Genomic DNA, 22,107 nt, shown 5'->3' with positions numbered 1-22,107 from the left:
GTTTTTCTCTTCAACCGAACCGGCTGTTTGTGTGAAGTGATTCACATCCGCCGTGTCGATGGAGGCGCATTATAGGGAGTCGACTCAGGAAGACAAGCGGAAAAATGCATTTTTATTTCAACCGCTCACCTTTTGCCCACAACGCTTACTTTTGCTGCTTTTTTATCGCCATTGGCAGGTCTGCCAGACTATTTATGACCAAATCTGCCGCATTTTCTGCTTCCGGTGTGACGGGTTTGCCTGTGCGCACCAATACCTTCGTGCCAACATTTGCAGCTGCCGCCGCCTGCATATCTTCAATTTTGTCGCCTACCATATAAGAAGCGGCCATATCGATGTGCAAGAAGTCTCGGGCGGAGATAAACATGCCAGGATGCGGTTTACGACAGTCGCAGACCTGACGATACTCTTCCACGGTGCCCTGTGGGTGATGCGGGCAGTAGTAGATGCCATCCAGCTCAACATCGCGATCGGCCAGCGACCAGTCCATCCATTCGGTCAACGTTTCAAACTGCGCCTCAGTAAATTTACCACGCGCGATACCAGACTGGTTCGTCACAATAATGAGCGCGTAACCCATCTTTTTAAGTTCACGCATGGCATCAATAACGCCGTCGATAAACTCAAACTCGTCGATCTCATGTACATAACCGTGGTCCACATTAATGGTACCGTCACGGTCGAGAAAAATTGCGGGTACAGACTTTGCCACCTTTTATAGCTCCTGAATAAGGCATGTGGCTCTAGTATCGCATGTTTCAGCGGGCAAGAAAGTGCTCATCGCGCAAAGCCTGATTGATTTAGACGTCTGGATGCCTTAACATCCATCTTGTTGACGGCTTCGACCGTACCTGACAGACGAAAATGCCACGGCTAACTTAATTACGATAATAAATAACCAATGATTAAACTTTCGAATATCACCAAAGTGTTCCAGCAGGGGACTCGCACCATTCAGGCGTTAAATAACGTCAGCCTGCATGTTCCTGCCGGGCAGATTTATGGCGTTATTGGCGCCTCCGGTGCCGGTAAAAGTACGCTCATCCGCTGCGTTAACTTACTTGAACGCCCAACCGAAGGCAGCGTTCAGGTCGGCGGTCAGGAACTCACGACGCTTTCTGAGTCAGAGCTGACCAAAGCTCGCCGTCAAATCGGCATGATTTTCCAACACTTTAACCTGCTCTCTTCCCGCACCGTGTTTGGCAACGTCGCGCTGCCGCTGGAACTGGATAACACGCCAAAAGAAGAGATCAAACGCCGTGTAACAGAACTGTTGGATTTGGTTGGTCTTGGTGACAAGCACGATAGCTACCCGGCCAATCTTTCTGGTGGACAAAAACAGCGTGTGGCAATCGCCCGTGCGCTGGCAAGCAATCCCAAAGTGCTGCTGTGTGATGAAGCCACCAGCGCACTCGATCCGGCAACGACCCGCTCGATTCTGGAATTATTGAAAGACATTAACCGTCGTCTGGGACTTACCATTCTGCTGATAACCCATGAGATGGACGTTGTAAAACGCATTTGTGACTGCGTGGCGGTCATCAGTAATGGTGAACTGATTGAACAGGACACCGTTAGCGAAGTGTTCTCACACCCGAAAACGCCGCTGGCACAGAAATTTATCCAGTCCACGCTGCACCTGGATATCCCGGAAGATTATCTGGAACGGTTAAAAGCCGAGCCAGAAGCAGACAGTGTGCCAATGCTGCGCATGGAATTCACCGGTCATTCCGTTGATGCGCCATTGCTCTCTGAGACGGCCCGTCGCTTTAACGTGAATAACAACATTATTAGCGCGCAGATGGATTACGCCGGCGGTGTGAAATTCGGCATCATGCTGACTGAAATGCACGGCACACAGGAAGATACACAAGCAGCCATCAACTGGTTGCAGGAACACCATGTAAAAGTAGAGGTACTGGGTTATGTCTGAGCCGATGATGTGGCTGCTGGTTCGCGGCGTATGGGAAACGCTGGCAATGACCTTTGTGTCCGGTTTTTTTGGTTTTGTGATCGGTCTGCCGGTTGGCGTGTTGCTGTACGTAACGCGTCCGGGGCAAATCATTGAGAACGCGAAGCTCTACCGTACGCTCTCTGCGCTGGTGAACATTTTCCGTTCCATCCCGTTCATCATCTTATTGGTTTGGATGATTCCGTTCACCCGCATGATCGTAGGCACCTCTATCGGACTGCAGGCCGCTATCGTCCCGCTGACCGTCGGCGCCGCGCCGTTTATCGCCCGCATGGTGGAAAACGCGCTGCTCGAAATCCCGACCGGGCTGATAGAAGCCTCTCGTGCGATGGGCGCCACGCCGCTGCAAATTGTACGTAAGGTATTACTGCCAGAAGCGCTGCCAGGACTGGTCAATGCGGCCACCATCACCCTTATCACGCTGGTTGGTTACTCCGCGATGGGTGGCGCCGTTGGTGCCGGTGGTCTTGGGCAGATTGGCTATCAGTACGGTTACATTGGCTACAACGCTACCGTAATGAATACAGTGCTGGTATTGCTCGTCGTTCTGGTTTATTTAATTCAGTTATCCGGCGATCGCATCGTCCGGGCTGTCACGCACAAATAACGTTGCACACAACACTAAAAACTCATTAAGAAAAGGAAATAAGCATGGCGTTCAAATTCAAAACCTTTGCGGCAGTTGGAGCCCTGATCGGTTCTCTGGCACTTGTGGGTTGCGGTCAGGATGAAAAAGATCCTAATCACATCAAAGTGGGCGTTATTGTTGGCGCAGAGCAGCAGGTTGCAGAAGTCGCGCAGAAAGTAGCTAAAGAAAAATACGGTCTGGACGTTGAGCTGGTCACGTTTAACGATTACGTTCTGCCTAACGAAGCGCTGAGCAAAGGCGATATTGATGCTAACGCCTTCCAGCACAAACCGTACCTGGATCAGCAGATCAAAGATCGCGGTTACAAGCTGGTTGCTGTAGGCAATACTTTTGTTTACCCGATTGCGGGCTATTCCAAAAAAATCAAATCACTGGATGAGCTGCAGGACGGTTCACAGGTCGCGATTCCAAACGACCCGACTAACCTTGGCCGTTCCTTGCTGCTGCTGCAAAAAGTGGGCTTAATCAAGCTGAAAGACGGTGTTGGCCTGCTGCCGACCGCGCTGGACGTGATTGAAAACCCGAAAAACCTGAAGCTGGTTGAACTGGAAGCGCCGCAGTTGCCGCGTTCTCTGGACGATGCTCAAATCGCACTGGCGGTCATCAACACCACCTACGCCAGCCAGATCGGCCTGACCCCGGCAAAAGACGGTATCTTTGTTGAAGATAAAGATTCTCCGTACGTAAACCTGATCGTGACTCGTGAAGACAACAAAGATGCTGAGAACGTGAAGAAATTCGTTCAGGCATACCAGTCTGATGAAGTGTACGAAGCAGCAAACAAAGTCTTCAACGGCGGTGCTGTTAAGGGCTGGTAATTTTAGGCTGTTTACCAAATATGTAATATCATCAGGACGGGCGCTTGCCCGTCTTGTCATTTATGCAAGCACCTGATTCAATATCTGACGTTTAGATCATTCATTGAGGAAATATTATGCGTGCTTTACCGATCTGTTTAGTAGCACTCTTGCTGAGCGGCTGTTCTATGTTAAGCAGATCCCCTGTTGAACCCGTTCAAAGCACCGCAACCCCGCCGAAAGCGGAGCCGGAAAAACCGAAAGCACCGCGCGCGACGCCGGTAAGAATCATTACTAACGCTGAAGATTTAGTAGGCAAGCCGTTCCGCGATCTTGGCGAAGTTAGCGGTGAATCCTGCCAGGCATCCAACCAGGATTCCCCTCCGAGCATTCCAACCGCGCGCAAACGCATGCAGATTAACGCATCAAAAATGAAAGCTAATGCGGTATTGCTGCACAGTTGCGAAGTGACCAGCGGAACACCGGGTTGCTATCGTCAGGCGGTTTGCATCGGTTCTGCACTGAACATTTCGGCGAAATGAGCCATTTTCAGTTCGAGAAAATAGGCGTTATCCGCTCACCATATAAAGAAAAGTTCGCCGTTCCACGCCAGCCAGGTCTGGTGAAAAGCGCCTGCGGCGAACTGCATTTGCTCGCACCTTATAACCAGGCCGATGCCGTTCGCGGCCTGGAAGCCTTCAGTCATTTGTGGGTGATTTTTGTTTTTCACCAGACAATGGAAGGTGGATGGCGTCCGACCGTGCGCCCTCCCCGTCTTGGTGGCAACGCCAGAATGGGTGTCTTTGCCACACGTTCAACGTTTCGTCCTAACCCTGTTGGCATGTCGTTGGTAGAGCTGCGGGGCATCCGCTGCCATAAAGAGCACGTAATCCTCGAACTCGGTGGACTGGACCTTGTTGACGGAACGCCAGTAGTGGATATTAAGCCGTATCTGCCGTTTGCCGAATCGCTGCCTGATGCTCGCGCCAGCTATGCCCAGGACGCACCTCAGGCCAGCGTCGAGGTGACGTTCAGTGAAGATCTCGCGGAGCAGCTATCAAAGCTCGAACAACGTTACCCGCGTCTTCGTCAGTTTATTACCGAAGTGCTGGCGCAGGATCCGCGTCCTGCCTACCGTAAAAATGAGGAAGAAGGCAAAACCTACGCCGTCTGGCTGCTGGACTTTAACGTCCGCTGGCGCGTCACACCGTCAGGATTTGAGGTCTTTGCTCTGGAAGCCCGCTAATTTGCGTCGCGTACTCTTTTGACATCCCTTTCTCGCTGGTAAACTAAACCACTTTTGTTTTGTGCCAGGCTCGTTTTGAGCCTGTTCGATCGTTCAACTGGAACCGTAACAACATGCGTACTAGCCAATATCTGCTCTCCACTCTGAAGGAGACACCTGCCGACGCCGAAGTCATCAGCCACCAGCTGATGCTGCGCGCCGGGATGATCCGCAAGCTGGCCTCCGGGTTATATACCTGGCTGCCGACCGGCGTGCGCGTCCTGAAAAAAGTCGAAAATATCGTGCGTGAAGAGATGAACAACGCCGGTGCGATCGAGGTGTTGATGCCGGTCGTTCAGCCTTCTGAACTGTGGGAAGAGAGCGGCCGTTGGGAACAATACGGCCCGGAACTGCTGCGTATTGCTGACCGTGGCGATCGTTCGTTCGTCCTCGGCCCAACGCATGAAGAAGTGATCACCGACCTGATCCGTAACGAGCTGAGCTCTTACAAACAGCTGCCGCTGAACTTCTATCAGATCCAGACCAAATTCCGTGACGAAGTCCGTCCGCGTTTCGGCGTGATGCGTTCCCGCGAATTCCTGATGAAAGATGCCTACTCTTTCCACACCTCTCAGGAATCCCTGCAGGAAACCTACGATGCGATGTACGCTGCGTACAGCAAAATTTTCAGCCGTATGGGGCTGGATTTCCGTGCAGTACAAGCGGATACCGGTTCTATTGGCGGCAGCGCCTCTCACGAATTCCAGGTGCTGGCACAGAGCGGCGAAGACGATGTGATCTTCTCCGACTCCTCCGATTATGCGGCGAACATCGAATTCGCCGAAGCCGTTGCGCCGAAAGAGCCGCGCGCAGCAGCAACTCAGGAAATGACGCTGGTTGATACTCCGAACGCCAAAACCATCGCCGAACTGGTTGAGCAGTTCAACCTGCCTATCGAAAAAACCGTGAAAACCCTGCTGGTGAAAGCGGTTGAAGGCAGCAGCTACCCGCTGGTCGCCCTGCTGGTTCGTGGCGATCACGAGCTGAACGAAGTCAAAGCGGAAAAACTGCCGCAGGTTGCCAGCCCGCTGACCTTTGCCACCGAAGAAGAAATTCGTGCGTTGGTAAAAGCAGGTCCAGGCTCGCTCGGTCCGGTGAATATGCCGATTCCGGTGGTTATCGACCGTACCGTTGCAGTAATGAGCGATTTCGCTGCCGGTGCCAACATCGACGGTAAACACTATTTCGGTATCAACTGGGATCGCGACGTAGTCACCCCGGAAGTTGCAGACATCCGTAACGTGGTCGCCGGCGACCCGAGCCCGGACGGCAAAGGTACGCTGATGATCAAACGCGGTATCGAAGTCGGCCACATCTTCCAGTTGGGTACCAAGTACTCTGAAGCGATGAAAGCCGCCGTACAGGGCGAAGATGGTCGTAACCAGATCCTGACCATGGGTTGCTACGGTATCGGGGTCACTCGCGTGGTTGCTGCTGCTATCGAACAGAACTATGACGATCGCGGCATCGTATGGCCAGACGCCATTGCCCCGTTCCAGGTCGCGATTTTGCCGATGAACATGCACAAGTCCTACCGCGTGCAGGAACTGGCTGAAAAACTGTACGCTGAGCTGCGCGCTCAGGGCATTGAAGTGCTGATGGACGACCGTAAAGAGCGTCCGGGCGTGATGTTTGCCGATATGGAACTGATCGGTATTCCGCACACTATCGTGCTGGGCGACCGTAACCTCGACAACGACGATATCGAATACAAATACCGTCGTAACGGCGAGAAAGAGCTGATTAAAACCGGCGACATCGTCGACTTCCTGGTCAAAGCCATTAAAGGCTAATACCAACAAAAAGGCCCTGATTATCAGGGCCTTTTTTCTATCGATTAATTACACGCTTTACCGGGGATAAATTTCGCGTCTTTATCCGCCATCAACGTTTTCACTTTCTCACCCGTATCCGGGTTTGACTCCAGCGTGAAATGCGCCTCAAGCGTCAGCAATACGGACTGTCCGTTTTCTGCACGCGCAGCTAAATAGTCACGTTCAAGCTGAGCATTATTCGCCACCGGCATCCGTTTACCCGTTGCGCAGTCGGTAAAGATTGCCGCGTCAGCCATATAGAAATACATGCCTCGCATCGGCATTGGCGTCACCGGTAAGCTGGCGGAAACTGGCTGGAGCGTGTAGTTAAACTGTGACTCAATCGGGTTACCTTCACGATCGAGCATTTCCAGCGCCTCGCCTTTAGCCCGGTAGTACGACTTTTCACCTTTGCTGTCGGTCAGCACCAGCTTGTCGGCAGTGCGCGCCCATGTGCCATAAGAGGCAAACGAAGACGGTTCATCCCGCACGCCCTGATAACGTTCATTCATCACCCATGTACCGTCTTTTTCCAGAAACAGAGAGGTTTCAATCCCTTCACAGTCCGCGCAAGGTAAGATGCCACGCCAGCTTTGCTGCATCGGTTTTAATTCTGCCGCCCGCGTCGGCTGTAGTACTTCAACTTCAGTACGGTTATTACAGCCGATCAAGGAAAAAAGCGTGCATGCAGCGACTACGGACAATATTGCTGTTTTCACTATCAATTCCTTATAAATTTTTATTCCCGCTCGTCAGTCTTGCGTTCGACGAACTCTCCCACGCAGTGCTTTCACTGTGGATTTTTGCGCCTTCGATGACAACCTGCGCTCTTTCGAGGCGCGTGTAGGGCGAGTTGCCTGTCGGCTTTTTTGCACTGCGGTTAATTCTTTTATCACCGCTACCAGCCGGGAGATTGCCGCTTCCCGATTAAGTTCCTGGCTACGGTATTCCTGCGCCTTAATGATAATAACGCCATCACCGCTAATCAGATGATGGCTGGCGGCAAGCAAACGTTCCTTGTAATACTCTGGCAGGCCAGAGGCCCGAATGTCAAAGCGCAAATGGATAGCCGTCGAGGTCTTGTTAACGTGCTGACCGCCCGCGCCCTGCGCCCGAATCGCCGTGATTTCCAGCTCATTATCAGGGATAGAGACGTTTCGGGAGATAACAATCATGAACGCGGCTGCCACGCGGTCAGATGAATTTCCAGATTGTTCTGAGAGTCAGACAGCCAGATAGCACCGTCCTGGATAGTTGCCTGCAGCGCCATTGTACGACCTGCAAAATCACTCAGTTGCGCCAGTTGTTCATCATCCAGATACCACACGGTCAGATTTTTAAACTGCGCGCACTTGTTCTGATTTTGCTGCCACCAGATCTGAGCCGCACGGCTGTTGTAAGCAAACAGGGCAACCTCACCAGACTGGGTACAGGCTTTTTTAATACGGCGCTCATCCGGCAGACCCAGCTCAATCCAGAGATCGATACCCAGATGGTCGTTACGCAGCCATGCTTCAGGCTCGTCTTCCGCACTCAGGCCACGCGTGAACTGCAGCCGTTCATCGGCATATTTGATCCAGGCCAGCAGGCGCAACATCATGCGCTCCTGGGTTTCAGAGGGGTGACGCGCCAGCGTCAAGGCCGCGTCAAGGAACTGGTTGCGGTCAAGATCCGCTACGTTGACGACGGCTTTATAAATTGTCGCTTTAAGCGCCATGAGAGAACTCCTTTCGAATCAGGCGCACATTGTAGCGAAAACTGCGGCAAAAGGCTGCTAACTGCTCCACTATCAAGGCGCTGATATTGCTTGAATGAGTATGGTATAGTCACCTTGCTAAACAGAGTTTATCTTCGTAGGCTTAGACTTGCATCCACGGTTAAGTCAGAGTGCTGACAGGAGGGCATGTGGAAAAATATTGTGAGTTAATACGCAAGCGGTACGCGGAAATCGCCAGCGGAGACTTAGGGTATATCCCGGATGCGCTGGGTTGCGTATTGAAGGTGCTTAATGAAGTGGCGGCAGACAGCGCCCTTCCAGAGTCGGTCAGGGAAAAAGCGGCGTATGCTGCCGCGAACTTACTGGTGAGCGATTATGTCAATGAATGAAACGTATCAACCCATCAACTGCGATGATTACGACAATCTTGAACTCGCCTGCCAGCACCATTTGTTACTGACGCTGGCGCTAAAAGATGGCGAAGTTTTGCAGGCGAAAGCGAACGACCTGGTTTCACGCAAAAACGTGGAGTATCTGGTCGCAGATGTCGCAGGTGAAACCCGGGAGCTTCGTCTCGACAAAATTGCCAGCTTCAGCCACCCGCAGATCGGTACCGTGGTGGTCAGCGAATCTTAACTTTTTTCGCCTTATCCGGCCTACTTTCCATGTGAAACGTAGGCCTGATAAGCGCAGCGCCATCAGGCATGCCATACCAGACTTACGCCTTCTTCACCTTCTGCCGTCCCCTCACGCGTCACGAAAACACCCGCAGCCGAAATCAACGTTTCGCCGTAAAACAGCAGCGGTGTGGTATCTCGTCGCCAGGGCGGGATCCCCTGCTCCTGCCAGATTTTCTTTAATTTCCGTCCGCCGTTACGCCCGACAATATGCAATAACCCTGGCGCTTTAAAACGGATACTGACGACTTCATCCGCTTGCGGCAAGCGCAAATCACCCGCAGAGATTAACTGAACCGAACCCAATCCGGCAGGCAGCGTCAACGGTGTTTTCCACTCTAACCACGGGATAACAGTTTCGCTTTGCCCATCGACTGACTTCACCCACCACAGCTGTGACTGATAACGACGGACCTCGTACTCCCCGAGGCGAAAACTTGGTGACGCATCTTCCCGCGCCAGCGCCACTTCCTGCCAGATACGTTCCAGCCCATCACGGGAAGGCATCGGCGCATTTAACCCCGCCAGCCAGCGACGAAGCAGCGCGGCACGACGCACGCCGCTCATCATCATTAATGGCGTCAGTAACAGTGTTCCGCGGGATGTGATGCAATCGGCTAAATCGCTGGCCAGCAGTTCATCCAATAAACTCTCCTGCTCAGCGCACAGCGCAGCGCTGCGGGCAACGGCTTGCGCGAAGTGCGGCCAGCGCTGTTGGAGCAATGGGGTAACGCGCAATCTGAGGAAATTGCGATCGTAGGTATCATCCTGATTGCTTTCATCTTCAATCCAGCATAATTCATGCTGCCGTGCCCATGCTTCAAGCGCCTCTCGCGTTTGCGCCAGCAGCGGTCGAATCAGCTGGGTTCCGGCAAACGGAGAGCTTTCCCCCATGGCGGAAAGTCCGGCAGGACCACTGCCGCGTTTAAGCGCCAGCAGAAAGGTTTCACACTGGTCATCGAGATGCTGTGCTGTCATCAGCACCTCGCCCGGTAGTAAGGTCTGCGCAAACGCCTGATAGCGCGCACGTCGCGCCTGGGCTTCGATGCCCAGACCATCATCCTCAAGGTATACCCGCTCAACCACCAGCGGCACCTGCCACTGCGCGCATACCGACTCACAGTGCTGTACCCAACTGTCTGCGTGTGGGCTTAATCCGTGATGAATGTGGATTGCGCGTAAAGCAACATCAGGATGCAGCGCTCGCCACAGCACCAACTGATGCAGCAATACGGTGGAATCCAGCCCGCCGCTAAAGGCGACCAGAATCGATTGAGAATTCAGCAGCGAAGTGTTCAGCGTGAGTGTCGTCATGATGGTTACTTACAATGGCATTGCCCGGCACGTTACCGGGCTAACGCCACAATGACAAGCCCTACAGCTCGTACAGTTCGAGGGGTAATCCGTCCGGATCGTTAAAAAACGTAAAACGTTTGCCGGTAAACGGATCGATTCGTACCGGCTCGCATTTCACATCATGGCTTTCCAGATGAATTATCGCCTTTTCCACGTCATCTACGCTGAACGCCAGATGACGCAAACCGCAGGCTTCCGGTCGGCTCGGACGGCAAGGTGGAAACGGGAAAGAAAAAAGCTCAATCACATACTGGCCGTTCAATGCCAGATCGCCTTTCCACGAGTCTCTCTCTTCCCGATAGGCTTCGCTCATCAGTGTAAAGCCAAGCACATCGCAGTAAAATGCCTTACTCGCCGCGTAGTCAGTCGCAATAATGGCAATATGGTGAACCTGTTTTAATCCCAGCATAGCGTCATCGCCTCTTTCATTTTTCTGTCAGAACGTTACTCGAACGTCTTGGGGTCAGGCAAGTCGTTATGCCATTTTTAAGACTCTCACGCGATACAGGCCATCCTCACCCAGTTTAGCGCCATGGATATCGGTTTCAAATCCAGGGTAGCGCTGCCCTACCGAGCACAGCATCAGAAGAAAATCGAGGACAGCCCGGCTTTTGGCAGTGATCATTTCCCCGGGCATCAAAAGCGGCACACCGGGAGGATAAGGCAGGATCATATTGGCAGAAACGCGCCCCACCAGTTGATCAAGTGCTACCGTTTCGACCTCACCTTTGATCTGCCGCTGCCAGGCCTGGTGCGGCGTCATTTTCATTTCCGGCAAGGTATCAAATGCCCGCAGCATCAACCCGGAGAGATCATGCTGGCGGATCAACTGATGGATCCCTTGCGCCAGATCCTGAATACGCATATTGCGATAGAAATCGGGATCTTCAGCATATAGATCCGGCAGCATATTTTTCACACGTAAATTCAGATCGTACGAGCGCTTAAATTCCGTCAGGCCACGTAGCAGCCCCATCGCCCGGGTTTTATCAATACCAATGCTGAACAGGAACAACAGGTTATACGGTCCCGTCTTCTCGACTACGACGCCGCGTTCATCAAGGAATTTCGCCACCAGCGCCGCGGGGATCCCCTCTTCGCTCATATTTCCCTGTTCATCCATTCCCGGCGTCAAAATCGTGACCTTCACCGGGTCAAGGAACATGTGGTCGGCATCAGCATCCACAAATCCGTGCCAGTCTTCACCTGGCGCTACCGGCCAACATTCTGCTTCATCTACCTTTTCCGGCTGCCAGATATCAAAGAACCAACCATCCGACTCTTCACGCAGACGCTGCACTTCTTTACGGAAATGCAGCGCCCGTTCCACCGAACGATTGATTAACCGCTTGCCTGAATTGCCACGCAGCATTGCCGCCGCCGTTTCTATCGACGCCACTATCGGATAGCTCGGAGACGTAGAGGTGTGCATCATAAAGGCTTCGTTGAACGTGTCTTCATCATAGTCGCCCTTAATGTGGATCAGCGAAGCCTGTGACAACGCCGCCAGCATCTTGTGGGTGGACTGAGTTTCAAAAATCACCTTTCCCGGTACCCGTTCGCCGCTCATCCCGCTTTTCCCCTGATAGATCGGATGAAAATGGGTATACGGCACCCAGGCTGAATCAAAATGGATGGAGGGCACATCCAGGGTTTGTTTGATCCAGTTGGTGTTATACAACAGGCCATCATAGGTGGAGTTGGTGATCACCGCGTGGACCGGCCATTGCGCCTGATTGGTTTCCTCAACTTTGCGTTCAATGCTTGCGTGGGTAAATTCCCGACGGGGTATACCGCCGAGGATCCCCAGCGCGTTACGCGTAGGTTTTAGCCAGATGGGCACCACATCACTCATCATCAGCAAATGCGCCAGTGACTTATGGCAGTTGCGGTCAATCAGGAGCGTACTGCCTGCAGGTGCAGCATACATACCGACAATCTTGTTCGATGTCGAGGTGCCGTTGGTCACCATATAGCTCTGCTCGGCACCAAAAGTACGCGCGATATACTCCTCCGCTTCCAGGTGCGGACCGGTATGATCAAGCAATGAGCCCAGTTCGGTTACGGAAATGGACACGTCGGCTTTCAGCGTATTACCGCCAAAGAAATCATAGAACAGGCAGCCGACCGGACTTTTCTGGTACGCCGTTCCCGCCATGTGCCCAGGCGTGCAGAAGGTATACTTCCCTTCCTTCACATAGGTAAACAGCGCTTTGGTGAAAGGAGGCGTGATGTTATCGAGGTATTCGCTGGTGTACTGGCGGATGCGGGTGGCAATGTCTTCAGACTGACCCAGCGCATACTCAAAAAACCACAGCGCCATGCGCAGGTCGTGCGCACTGACATCCATCGTCGAATGGGTATTAATAAAGGCGTAGAGCGGGAGATACTCGTTGAGCTGGTTGATGTCGCTGCACAGTTCCAGACTGTATTCATCCCAGTCAAAAATGACGCCGCAAATTCGCGGGTTATGTTCGATAAACTTCAGCAGGTCGACGCTATTCTGCGGCCAGATAATCTGAAACCCCTGCTGCTGCAGCGCACGTTCAAGTTCCTTGATGGGCTCATCTTTATAAAAGACGCCATGCGGTCCCATGATGGCAATGATATTCATGCGTTCCTCCTGGAAAAACCTTAGTTAATCATAGCCTGGCCAAACCACAGGTAAAAAAAAGGGCCACAGCATTGTGGCCCTTTTCAGAATTAATGCAGTTTACGCGTAACCGTAGCTCATCAGACGCTGGTAACGACGGTTTTTCAGATCATCTTTGCTTAACACGTCGAGATCGGCGAGATCGGCCAGTAGCTGTGCCTTCAGGGACGCAGCCATTACTTCAGGGTTGCGGTGCGCGCCGCCCAGCGGTTCCGGGATGATAGAGTCAATCAGCTTCAGCTCTTTCAGACGCGGCGCGATAATTCCCATTGCTTCTGCGGCCAGCGGCGCTTTGTCGGCGCTTTTCCACAGAATGGAAGCACAACCTTCCGGGGAGATAACGGAATAGGTGCTGTACTGCAGCATATTCACTTTATCGCCCACACCGATAGCCAGCGCGCCGCCGGAACCACCTTCACCGATAACGGTGCAGATTACCGGCACGCTCAGACGTGACATTTCGCGCAGGTTGCGCGCAATCGCTTCTGACTGACCACGTTCTTCCGCGCCCACGCCCGGGTAAGCCCCTGGGGTGTCGATGAAGGTAATGATCGGCATGTTGAAGCGCTCGGCCATTTCCATCAGGCGCAGCGCTTTGCGATAGCCTTCCGGCGCTGGCATGCCGAAATTACGGCGAATCTTTTCTTTGGTCTCACGGCCTTTCTGATGACCAATGATCATCACCGGACGGCCATCCAGACGCGCGATACCGCCGACAATAGCTTTATCATCCGCATAGGCTCGATCGCCCGCCAGCTCATCAAATTCATCAAACGCCAGGCGGACATAATCCAGGGTGTACGGACGCTGTGGATGGCGCGCCAGTTGGGCTACCTGCCATGCGCCAAGATCGGCGAAGATTTTACGCGTCAGTTCTACGCTTTTTTCACGCAGACGATGCACTTCTTCATCGATGTTAATATCCAGTTTCTCATCCTGACGGCTAACCGCAGTCAAAGAATCGATTTTTGCTTCCAGCTCTGCAATCGGCTGTTCAAAATCAAGGAAATTCAGACTCATAGTATTCCTGTATTAGTCAAACTCCAGTTCCACCTGCTCCGAACCAATAAGGCCACGGAGATCGTTTAGCAAACGATCGCTCGGAGAGACACGCCACGTCGCGCCAAAACGCAACCGCGCACGTGCATCCGCCCTCTGATAGTAGAGATGTACTGGAATTGTCCCCGAGCGGTGGGGTTCCAGAGACTGACGGAGTCGGTTTAAAAGCTGGTCATCAATTTGCCTGTCCGTCAGCGAGATAGCAAGCCCGCGAGCATATTTTTCCCGGGCTTCGTCAATATCCATGACTTCACGGGCCATCATTTTAAGCCCGCCACTGAAGTCATCAAAGCTGACCTGTCCGCTGACGATAAGTATGCGGTCTTTTTCCAGCAATTGCTGGTATTTATCCAGAGCATCGGTAAACAACATAACCTCCAGACGTCCGGAACGGTCATCCAGTGTACAGATGCCGATACGATTGCCGCGCTTGGTGACCATTACCCGCGCAGCAATGACGAGCCCCGCAGCCGTGGTGACTTTACCACGTTCTGTCGGATGCATGTCTTTCAGCCTGTAGCCTCCGACATAGCGCTCAATTTCTTTTAAATACTGGTTGATGGGGTGTCCCGTCAGGTAAAGCCCCAACGTTTCACGCTCACCGTCTAATACCACCTGCTCCGGCCACGGTTGGCAGCTGGCATAGGATTGTTCAATTTGCTCCGGTTCTTCCGCCAGCACGCCAAACATATCGGCCTGACCAATAGCTTCGGCTTTTGCATGCTGATCGGCGGCTTTTAGTGCGTCGTTGAGCGAATTCATCAACGCCGCACGATGCGGGCCAAGGCGATCAAACGCCCCGGACATGATTAGCTTTTCCAGCACCCGGCGGTTAAGTTTTTTGATATCCGTGCGCGCGCAGAGATCAAACAGCTCACGGAAGTAGCCGCCTTCGTTACGCGCCTCAATAATAGCTTCAATTGGCCCTTCACCCACGCCTTTTATCGCGCCGATGCCATAAACAATCTCGCCATCATCATTCACGTGAAAATGGTAAAGCCCGGAGTTGATATCCGGCGGCAGGATTTTGAGCCCCATGCGCCAGCATTCATCCACCAGTCCGACGACTTTCTCGGTGTTATCCATATCGGCGGTCATTACCGCCGCCATAAACTCGGCAGGATAATGCGCCTTCAGCCACAGAGTCTGGTAAGAAACCAGCGCATAGGCAGCGGAGTGCGATTTGTTAAATCCGTAACCGGCGAATTTCTCCACCAGGTCAAAGATTTTCATCGCCAGTTCGCCGTCTACGCCGCGCTTTTTCGCCCCTTCTTCAAAGGTGCCGCGCTGCTTGGCCATTTCTTCCGGCTTTTTCTTACCCATCGCACGACGCAGCATATCCGCGCCGCCAAGGGTATACCCGGACAACTCCTGGGCAATCTGCATAACCTGTTCCTGATACAGGATAATGCCGTAGGTCGGCTCCAGTACCGGTTTCAGACACTCATGCTGCCATTGTACATCCGGATAGGAAATCTCTTCGCGACCATGCTTACGGTCGATAAAGTTATCTACCATCCCCGACTGTAGCGGGCCAGGGCGGAACAGAGCCACCAGTGCGATCATATCTTCGAAGCAGTCAGGCTGCAGACGTTTGATCAGGTCTTTCATGCCGCGGGATTCAAGCTGGAAGACCGCCGTGGTCTCCGAGCGTTGCAGCATATCGAAGCTTTTCTTGTCATCCAGCGGGATAGCCGCAATATCCAGCGGTGGCTCACCGTTCTTTTCACGGCGCGCGTTGATCATTTCCAGCGCCCAGTTGATGATGGTGAGCGTACGCAGACCGAGGAAGTCGAACTTCACAAGACCGGCATATTCCACATCGTTCTTATCAAACTGAGTAACCGGGTGCAGCCCCTGTTCATCGCAGTACAGCGGAGCAAAATCAGTAATTTTGGTCGGTGCGATAACCACACCACCGGCGTGCTTACCGGCGTTACGCGTGACGCCTTCCAGCTTACGCGCCATATCGATCAGCGCTTTAACCTCTTCATCTGCCTCATAAATTTCCGGCAGTTGGGGTTCGGCTTCAAAGGCTTTTGCCAGCGTCATGCCCGGATCGGGCGGCACCAGCTTCGAAATACGGTCAACGAAGCCGTACGGATGCCCCAGTACGCGGCCCACGTCGCGGATAACCGCTTTTGCTGCCATCGTACCGAAGGTAATAATCTGCGAAACCGCATCACGACCGTACATTTCCGCCACGTGCTCGATGACCTGGTCGCGTTTCTCCATACAGAAGTCAACGTCGAAGTCGGGCATTGAGACACGTTCCGGGTTAAGGAAACGTTCGAACAGCAGGTCAAATTCCAGCGGGTCGAGATCGGTAATTTTCAGCGCATAGGCAACAAGTGAGCCAGCGCCGGAACCACGTCCCGGGCCTACCGGTACGCCGTTATCTTTCGACCACTGGATAAATTCCATAACGATCAGGAAGTAGCCCGGGAATCCCATCTGGTTGATAACTTTAAGTTCAACTTCCAGACGTTCATCGTAAGGTGGGCGCTTCTGCGCACGAACTTCAGGGTCAGGGAACAAAAATTCGAGACGTTCTTCCAGCCCTTCGCGTGATTTCGCCACAAGGAAATCTTCGGTGGTCATATCGCCGGTCGGGAACTGCGGCAGGAAATATTCGCCCAGACGCACCGTCACGTTGCAGCGTTTAGCTATCTCGACGGTGTTTTGCAGTGCTTCCGGAATATCGGAGAACAGCTCGCACATCTCATCTTCGCTGCGCATGTACTGCTGCGGCGAATAGTTACGCGGGCGTTTCGGGTCATCAAGGGTAAAGCCGTCGTGGATCGCTACGCGGATTTCATGCGCATCGAAATCTCCGGTTTCAAGGAAGCGGACATCGTTAGTCGCCACCACCGGTAGACCACGCGTTTCGGCCAGTGCTACGGCTGCGTGCAGATAATTTTCTTCATCTTGCCTGCCGGTGCGAATCAGTTCGAGGAAATAGCAATTGGGAAAATGTTCTTCGTAAAACGCCACGCACTCGTCAACCAGTGCGTTATTGCCGCGCAGCAGACTTCGTCCGACATCGCCCATGCGACCGCCGGAGAGCAAAATCAAACCTTCTTTTAACTCGACCAACCAGTCCCGGTCGATAACCGGTCCTTCTGCGCCATAGCCGCGCTGATAGGCTTTCGAAATCAACAACGTCAGGTTCTGATAGCCGGTATTATTTGCGGCCAGCACGGTAAGCTGCGTGAGTTCATCGCCCAACAGCTCACTGCGGACATGAAAATCTGCGCCAACTATCGGCTTGATACCCGCGCCATGGCCCGCTCCGTAAAACTTCACCAGACCACACAGGTTGGTAAAATCGGTGATCGCCAGCGCAGGCATGCCTAACGCGGCCGCCTTTTTTACCAGCGGTCCGGTTTTCGCCAGCCCATCGATCATGGAGTAGTCGCTGTGCACCCGTAGGTGGACGAAACGTGGTTCAGACATCTTCAGATTCCTTCGACACAAGAATCAGGACGAGAGTCCCAGTGCGCGTTTGACGGGGCCAAAGCTGCGGCGATGGTGCTCAGTCGCACCATGCAGTGCCAATTTTTCCAGATGAAATGCGGTTGGATAACCTTTGTGCTGTGCAAAACCATACTGTGGAAAAACCGTATCCAGCGCCGCCATTTCAGCGTCACGGGTCACTTTTGCCAGAATCGATGCGGCGCTAATCTCCGCCACGCGGCTATCACCTTTGACCACCGCCATCGACGGTACCGGTAATGCCGGGCAACGATTGCCGTCAATCAGCACGTATTCGGGCACAATATGCAGACCCGCAACCGCACGCTGCATGGCCAGCATGGTAGCATGCAAAATGTTCAGTTCGTCGATTTCATGCGGTTCTGCCCGACCCAGGCTCCAGCTTAACGCCTTTTCTTTAATTTCATCAAACAGCGCCAGGCGACGTTTTTCTGACAGTTTTTTTGAGTCGTTAAGACCGATAATAGGGCGAGCCGGATCCAGAATGACGGCAGCAGTGACGACCGCGCCGACCAAAGGGCCGCGTCCGACTTCATCCACACCCGCCACTAAATGCGTATGCGGATACACAAATTCAATCATTGCGCTAACTCCAGGACCGCATCCGCTGCCTGCTCATCAGCATTGCAACGGATCTGCTGGTGCAGTTCACGGAATGTGTCGTGCATCGCATGGCTGGTTTTACCCTTCGCCAGCAACGGCAACAGCGCTTGCGACAGCGCCTGCGGTTCACACTCTTCCTGCAACAGCTCTTTAACCAGTTCTCTTCCCGCCAACAGGTTAGGTAGCGAAACGTAATCAGTCTTCACCAGACGCTTCGCCAGCCAGAAGGTGAAGGGTTTCATACGGTAGCCAACCACCATCGGGCATTTTGCCAGCATACATTCCAGCGCGGCGGTACCTGAAGCCAGCAGTGCGGCGTCGCTGGCCACCATTGCTTCACGTCCCATACCATTGAGCAGATGTACGGAAAGCTCCGGTGCAACTTCCGCTTTAATGCGTTCAAACTGCTCGCGACGTTTGGCATTCACCAACGGCACCACCACTTCGAGATCCGGATAATGCTGGCGTAATAGCTGCGCCGTTTTCAGAAAATCGGCGCTGAGCATCTCCACTTCTGCACCACGGCTTCCCGGCAGTAGCGCCAGGCAGTGAGCGTCATGAGGAATGCCCAGAATATCACGTGCCGCGTTTTTATCCGGGTCCAACGGCATGGCATCCGCCATGGTATGACCTATAAAGCGGCACGGGACGTTAAATTTGTCATAAAACGCTTTTTCGAAAGGCAGAAAGGCCAGCACCATGTTGGTGGATCTGCCTATTTTGAAAACGCGTTTCTGTCGCCACGCCCAGACGGACGGACTGACATAATGAATGGTTTTAATGCCCTGTTTTTTCAAGTTCCCTTCGAGGGTAATGTTGAAATCAGGTGCATCAATGCCAACGAAAACATCCGGCTTTAAGTCGGTGAATCGGCGAGTGAGGTCGGCACGAATATGCAGTAAACGGCGCAGACGTCCGAGCACTTCAACAATGCCCATGACCGCCAGCTCTTCCATTTCGTACCAGGCTTCACAGCCTTCGGCCTGCATCAGCGGACCCGCCACACCAACAAAACGCGCATTGGGAACGCGAGCCTTGAGTGCACGGATTAACCCTGCACCAAGAATATCGCCGGAGGTTTCTCCGGCGACGAGGGCAATCGTTAAAGGACGCTGTTCAGTCATTAACGAATCAGGCCACGCGTTGAGCGCTCAAAGAAGTCGCTGAAAGCCTGAACTTCGGGGTACTGTTTCGCCAGTTCCGCGATTTCTGGTTTCACTTCTTCCAGCGTTTTACCACTACGGTACAACGCTTTGTAGGCGTTACGAATCGCGGTAATCGCTTCGCGAGTGAATCCACGACGCTTCAGACCTTCGATATTGACGCCAAACGGCGTCGCGTGGTTGCCCTGGGCGATAACGTACGGAGGCACGTCCTGGGCTACACCAGAACAGCCACCAACCATCACATGAGCACCGATGATGCAGAACTGATGCACCGCAGTCATGCCGCCGATGATAACAAAATCATCCAGCGAAACATGTCCGGCAAGCGTGGCGTTATTCGCCAGAATACAGCGGTTTCCTACCGTACAATCATGCGCGACGTGCGCATTAATCATCAGTAAGTTATCGCTGCCCACCTTCGTCACTCCACCGCCCTGCACTGTGCCACGATGAATGGTGACGCTTTCGCGGATGCGGTTGCGATCGCCAATTTCCACACGGGTCGGTTCGCCAGCATATTTAAGATCCTGGTTAACTTCACCGATGGAGGCAAACTGATAGATCTCGTTATCGCGACCAATTTTTGTATGGCCATTCACGACAACGTGAGACTTCAGTACGGTACCCTCACCAATTTCAACATGGGGTCCAACAATACAAAATGGGCCAATGTGAGCATTGGCACCAATGCTGGCGCCCTCTTCTACAATGGCGGTCGGGTGAATAAAGGCGGATTTATCAATCACGTATCAGGCCTCCCGGCTACGGGCACACATCATCGTTGCTTCGCACACAACTTTACCGTCGACCAGCGCAACCCCTTTAAAACGGGTCAGGCCACGGCGCGTTTTCTCGAAAGTCACTTCCATGATCATCTGATCGCCAGGCACGACAGGACGCTTAAAGCGTGCTTCGTCAATACCCGCGAAATAATACAGTTCGCCTGGTTCCAGTTTTCCTACGCTTTTAAACGCAAGGATACCGGTAGCCTGTGCCATCGCTTCCAGAATCAATACGCCAGGGAAAATAGGTTTACCCGGGAAGTGGCCCTGAAAGAAAGGCTCGTTAACGGATACATTTTTCACTGCGCGCAGAAAACGACCTTCTTCAAAATCCAGCACGCGATCAACCAGCAGAAACGGAAAACGGTGCGGCAGAAGTTCTAAAATCTCTTCAATATGCAGAGTATGAGTGTTAGTAGTCAAAATACTCTTCCTGTCAAAATATACTAAAAGGCAATAATAACACGGCCTGTCGCAATCGTATGAATGGGACAGGCCGAAAAGTCAGACATGCAAAAACGGTGCTTTAGTCTTGTTGATTAACCTTGCGCTCAATCGCTTTGAGGCGCTTGCTCATATCATCAATATTCATCACCAGTGCAGCTGTTTTACGCCATACCTTATTGGGTTGTAGCGGAATGCCTGAGGAATAGACGCCAGGTTCGGTGATAGGACGCATCACCATACCCATGCCAGTCACCGTGACTTTGTCGCATATTTCCATATGCCCATTGATCACGCTGGCGCCGCCAATCATGCAGTAACGGCCAATCTTCAGGCTTCCCGCCATAATGACGCCACCGGCTACTGCCGTATTGTCGCCAATCACAACGTTATGCGCAATCTGGCACTGGTTATCAATGATAACACCATTACCGATCACAGTATCGTCCAGAGCACCACGGTCAATGGTGGTACAAGCGCCGATCTCGACGCGATCGCCGATAATCACGCGACCAAGCTGCGGGATCTTTACCCAGTTACCGCGATCGTTCGCGTAACCAAATCCATCAGATCCAACGACAGTGCTTGACTGGATCAGGCAATTCTCACCGATCTGAATGTCGTGGTAAATCGTCACATTCGCCCACAAGCGTGAACCTGCACCGATTTTAGTATTTTTTCCGACGAAGCAGCCTGCGCCGATAACGACGTTATCACCCAGTTCTACGCCAGACTCAATGACCGCATTTGCGCCCACAGAGACATTACTACCCAGCTTCGCCGTTGCATCGATCACTGCACTCGGTGCAATGTTCTGTGCAGGCTGAGGCGTGGTATCTAAAATTTGCGCCATACGTGCATAGGTCAGGTAGGGATTCTTCACTACCAACGCGGCACTTTTAGCAAAAGGAAGATCGTCCTGCGTCATTACTACGGCAGAAGCCTGGCATACGCCTAAGTGTTCACGGTACTTAGGATTCACCATGAACGTGATATTGCCAGTTTGCGCAGATTGCATGGACGCTACGCCGGTGATGACGATATCGCCATCACCGTGTAATTCTGCATCCAACTGCTCTGCTAAATCAGCCAGTCGAATTGAAGGCATTACTTATTTAACCTGTTTCAGTACGTCAGCGGTGATGTCTTTTACATCGCTGCTGTTGTATGCAACGGTGTTTGCGTCAACGACCAGATCGATGCTCTGGCTGCTGGCAACAGATTTCACAGCAGTCTGGATACGAGTAACCAGTTTGCCACGTTCTTCGTTGGAGCGACGCGCACGATCCTGCTCAAAAGCCTGAGCTTTCTGAGAGAAAGTCTGGCGCTGAGCCATAACGTCTTTTTCCAGCTTGGTACGATCGCTACCTGCTTTCATTGATTGCAGACGCTGCATCTTAGATTGCAGATCGGATTCCATACGCTGCAGTTCGCTGGCACGGCCTTTGAACTCGTTTTCCAGCGTAGCAGAAACGCCTGTCTTCTGTGCAACCTGTTGGAACAGGCTACCCATGTTGACGATTGCAATTTTGTCAGCCGCTTGTGCGGACGTTGCCATCGCTAAACCGAGACCTGCAGCTAATAACCACTTTTTCACAATTAACTCCTTACCATCTCATTTGCACCCGAAGGTGCAGT

Annotated in this window: 23 protein-coding genes; 8 read left to right on the top strand and 15 right to left on the bottom strand. The window is 52.8% G+C overall.

The annotated features are described in order from the left end of the window. Positions 1-145: 145 nt before the first annotated feature. Positions 146-712 carry a D-glycero-beta-D-manno-heptose 1,7-bisphosphate 7-phosphatase gene (gmhB, locus tag OGV57_RS13865; RefSeq protein ID WP_003829138.1) on the bottom strand — a complete coding sequence of 189 codons (567 nt, stop codon included), beginning with the start codon at positions 710-712 and terminating at the stop codon, positions 146-148. Positions 713-901: 189 nt separating this feature from the next. Between gmhB and metN the strand changes: the two genes are divergently transcribed. The 6 genes from metN (at position 902) to proS (ending at position 6,496) form a co-directional block, all read left to right on the top strand. After that, positions 902-1,933 (top strand): methionine ABC transporter ATP-binding protein MetN, encoded by a 1,032-nt coding sequence (metN, locus tag OGV57_RS13860; protein ID WP_003018468.1) that lies wholly within the window; start codon positions 902-904, stop codon positions 1,931-1,933. Next, positions 1,926-2,579 (top strand): methionine ABC transporter permease MetI, encoded by a 654-nt coding sequence (locus tag OGV57_RS13855; RefSeq protein WP_003018471.1) that lies wholly within the window; start codon positions 1,926-1,928, stop codon positions 2,577-2,579. Before metN ends, OGV57_RS13855 begins: the two co-directional genes overlap by 8 nt. Positions 2,580-2,623: 44 nt before the next feature. Further along, positions 2,624-3,439, top strand: a complete 816-nt coding sequence (gene metQ, locus OGV57_RS13850; RefSeq protein ID WP_003018474.1) for a methionine ABC transporter substrate-binding lipoprotein MetQ — start codon at positions 2,624-2,626, stop codon at positions 3,437-3,439. 116 nt (positions 3,440-3,555) lie between these two features. Next, on the top strand, positions 3,556-3,960 hold the full coding sequence (gene rcsF, locus OGV57_RS13845) for an envelope stress sensor lipoprotein RcsF (protein WP_003018477.1): 405 nt from the start codon (positions 3,556-3,558) through the stop codon (positions 3,958-3,960). Continuing rightward, the gene (gene tsaA, locus OGV57_RS13840) at positions 3,957-4,664 is read left to right on the top strand and encodes a tRNA (N6-threonylcarbamoyladenosine(37)-N6)-methyltransferase TrmO (protein WP_054528068.1); all 708 of its coding nucleotides are present in this window, start codon (positions 3,957-3,959) and stop codon (positions 4,662-4,664) included. The genes rcsF and tsaA overlap by 4 nt, the downstream gene beginning before the upstream one ends. 113 nt (positions 4,665-4,777) lie before the next feature. Next, complete coding sequence (proS, locus tag OGV57_RS13835) at positions 4,778-6,496, top strand: proline--tRNA ligase (protein ID WP_016149584.1); 1,719 nt, start codon at positions 4,778-4,780, stop codon at positions 6,494-6,496. A 44-nt stretch (positions 6,497-6,540) separates the two neighbouring features. Here proS and nlpE read toward each other — a convergent pair whose 3' ends face one another. The 3 genes from nlpE to OGV57_RS13820 are packed head-to-tail and all read right to left on the bottom strand — an operon-like array spanning position 6,541 to position 8,234. Continuing rightward, the gene (nlpE, locus tag OGV57_RS13830) at positions 6,541-7,239 is read right to left on the bottom strand and encodes an envelope stress response activation lipoprotein NlpE (RefSeq protein ID WP_085951559.1); all 699 of its coding nucleotides are present in this window, start codon (positions 7,237-7,239) and stop codon (positions 6,541-6,543) included. A gap of 30 nt (positions 7,240-7,269) precedes the next feature. Beyond that, complete coding sequence (gene arfB / locus OGV57_RS13825; protein ID WP_003018489.1) at positions 7,270-7,692, bottom strand: alternative ribosome rescue aminoacyl-tRNA hydrolase ArfB; 423 nt, start codon at positions 7,690-7,692, stop codon at positions 7,270-7,272. Continuing rightward, positions 7,689-8,234 (bottom strand): YaeQ family protein, encoded by a 546-nt coding sequence (locus OGV57_RS13820; protein ID WP_003018497.1) that lies wholly within the window; start codon positions 8,232-8,234, stop codon positions 7,689-7,691. Before OGV57_RS13820 ends, arfB begins: the two co-directional genes overlap by 4 nt. Before the next feature lie 188 nt (positions 8,235-8,422). On the opposite strand from OGV57_RS13820, the gene OGV57_RS13815 reads away from it, so the two are divergent. After that, positions 8,423-8,623, top strand: coding sequence for a YaeP family protein (locus OGV57_RS13815; protein WP_003018499.1), 201 nt, complete (start codon positions 8,423-8,425; stop codon positions 8,621-8,623). Continuing rightward, on the top strand, positions 8,610-8,870 hold the full coding sequence (gene rof / locus OGV57_RS13810) for a Rho-binding antiterminator (protein WP_003018503.1): 261 nt from the start codon (positions 8,610-8,612) through the stop codon (positions 8,868-8,870). The genes OGV57_RS13815 and rof overlap by 14 nt, the downstream gene beginning before the upstream one ends. 62 nt (positions 8,871-8,932) lie before the next feature. Here the strand turns inward: rof and tilS are convergent, their stop codons facing one another. From tilS to skp, 11 genes are all read right to left on the bottom strand, one after another. Further along, positions 8,933-10,225: a tRNA lysidine(34) synthetase TilS gene (tilS, locus tag OGV57_RS13805; protein WP_054528067.1), complete on the bottom strand. Its 1,293-nt coding sequence runs from the start codon at positions 10,223-10,225 to the stop codon at positions 8,933-8,935. Between the two features lie 61 nt (positions 10,226-10,286). After that, positions 10,287-10,676, bottom strand: a complete 390-nt coding sequence (locus OGV57_RS13800) for a VOC family protein (protein ID WP_003018507.1) — start codon at positions 10,674-10,676, stop codon at positions 10,287-10,289. 66 nt (positions 10,677-10,742) lie between these two features. After that, positions 10,743-12,881: a lysine decarboxylase LdcC gene (gene ldcC / locus OGV57_RS13795; protein WP_003018509.1), complete on the bottom strand. Its 2,139-nt coding sequence runs from the start codon at positions 12,879-12,881 to the stop codon at positions 10,743-10,745. Between the two features lie 99 nt (positions 12,882-12,980). Next, a complete protein-coding gene (gene accA / locus OGV57_RS13790; RefSeq protein WP_003018513.1) occupies positions 12,981-13,940 on the bottom strand; it encodes an acetyl-CoA carboxylase carboxyl transferase subunit alpha in 960 nt (319 codons plus the stop codon). Between the two features lie 12 nt (positions 13,941-13,952). Further along, positions 13,953-17,435, bottom strand: coding sequence for a DNA polymerase III subunit alpha (dnaE, locus tag OGV57_RS13785; protein ID WP_003018516.1), 3,483 nt, complete (start codon positions 17,433-17,435; stop codon positions 13,953-13,955). 24 nt (positions 17,436-17,459) lie between these two features. After that, the gene (gene rnhB, locus OGV57_RS13780; protein ID WP_003845817.1) at positions 17,460-18,056 is read right to left on the bottom strand and encodes a ribonuclease HII; all 597 of its coding nucleotides are present in this window, start codon (positions 18,054-18,056) and stop codon (positions 17,460-17,462) included. After that, complete coding sequence (lpxB, locus tag OGV57_RS13775; protein ID WP_003018522.1) at positions 18,053-19,201, bottom strand: lipid-A-disaccharide synthase; 1,149 nt, start codon at positions 19,199-19,201, stop codon at positions 18,053-18,055. Before lpxB ends, rnhB begins: the two co-directional genes overlap by 4 nt. Next, the gene (gene lpxA, locus OGV57_RS13770; protein WP_003018525.1) at positions 19,201-19,989 is read right to left on the bottom strand and encodes an acyl-ACP--UDP-N-acetylglucosamine O-acyltransferase; all 789 of its coding nucleotides are present in this window, start codon (positions 19,987-19,989) and stop codon (positions 19,201-19,203) included. The genes lpxB and lpxA overlap by 1 nt, the downstream gene beginning before the upstream one ends. Positions 19,990-19,992: 3 nt before the next feature. Continuing rightward, complete coding sequence (fabZ, locus tag OGV57_RS13765) at positions 19,993-20,448, bottom strand: 3-hydroxyacyl-ACP dehydratase FabZ (RefSeq protein ID WP_003018528.1); 456 nt, start codon at positions 20,446-20,448, stop codon at positions 19,993-19,995. 103 nt (positions 20,449-20,551) lie between these two features. Continuing rightward, on the bottom strand, positions 20,552-21,577 hold the full coding sequence (lpxD, locus tag OGV57_RS13760) for a UDP-3-O-(3-hydroxymyristoyl)glucosamine N-acyltransferase (RefSeq protein ID WP_016149581.1): 1,026 nt from the start codon (positions 21,575-21,577) through the stop codon (positions 20,552-20,554). A 3-nt stretch (positions 21,578-21,580) separates the two neighbouring features. Next, the gene (gene skp, locus OGV57_RS13755) at positions 21,581-22,066 is read right to left on the bottom strand and encodes a molecular chaperone Skp (protein WP_003018533.1); all 486 of its coding nucleotides are present in this window, start codon (positions 22,064-22,066) and stop codon (positions 21,581-21,583) included. Positions 22,067-22,107 lie beyond the last annotated feature (41 nt).

Origin of the sequence: Citrobacter sp. Cf087, from assembly GCF_030334285.1 — a bacterium.
GTDB lineage: Bacteria > Pseudomonadota > Gammaproteobacteria > Enterobacterales > Enterobacteriaceae > Citrobacter > Citrobacter freundii.
This window is presented reverse-complemented; position numbering and strand designations above follow the sequence as displayed.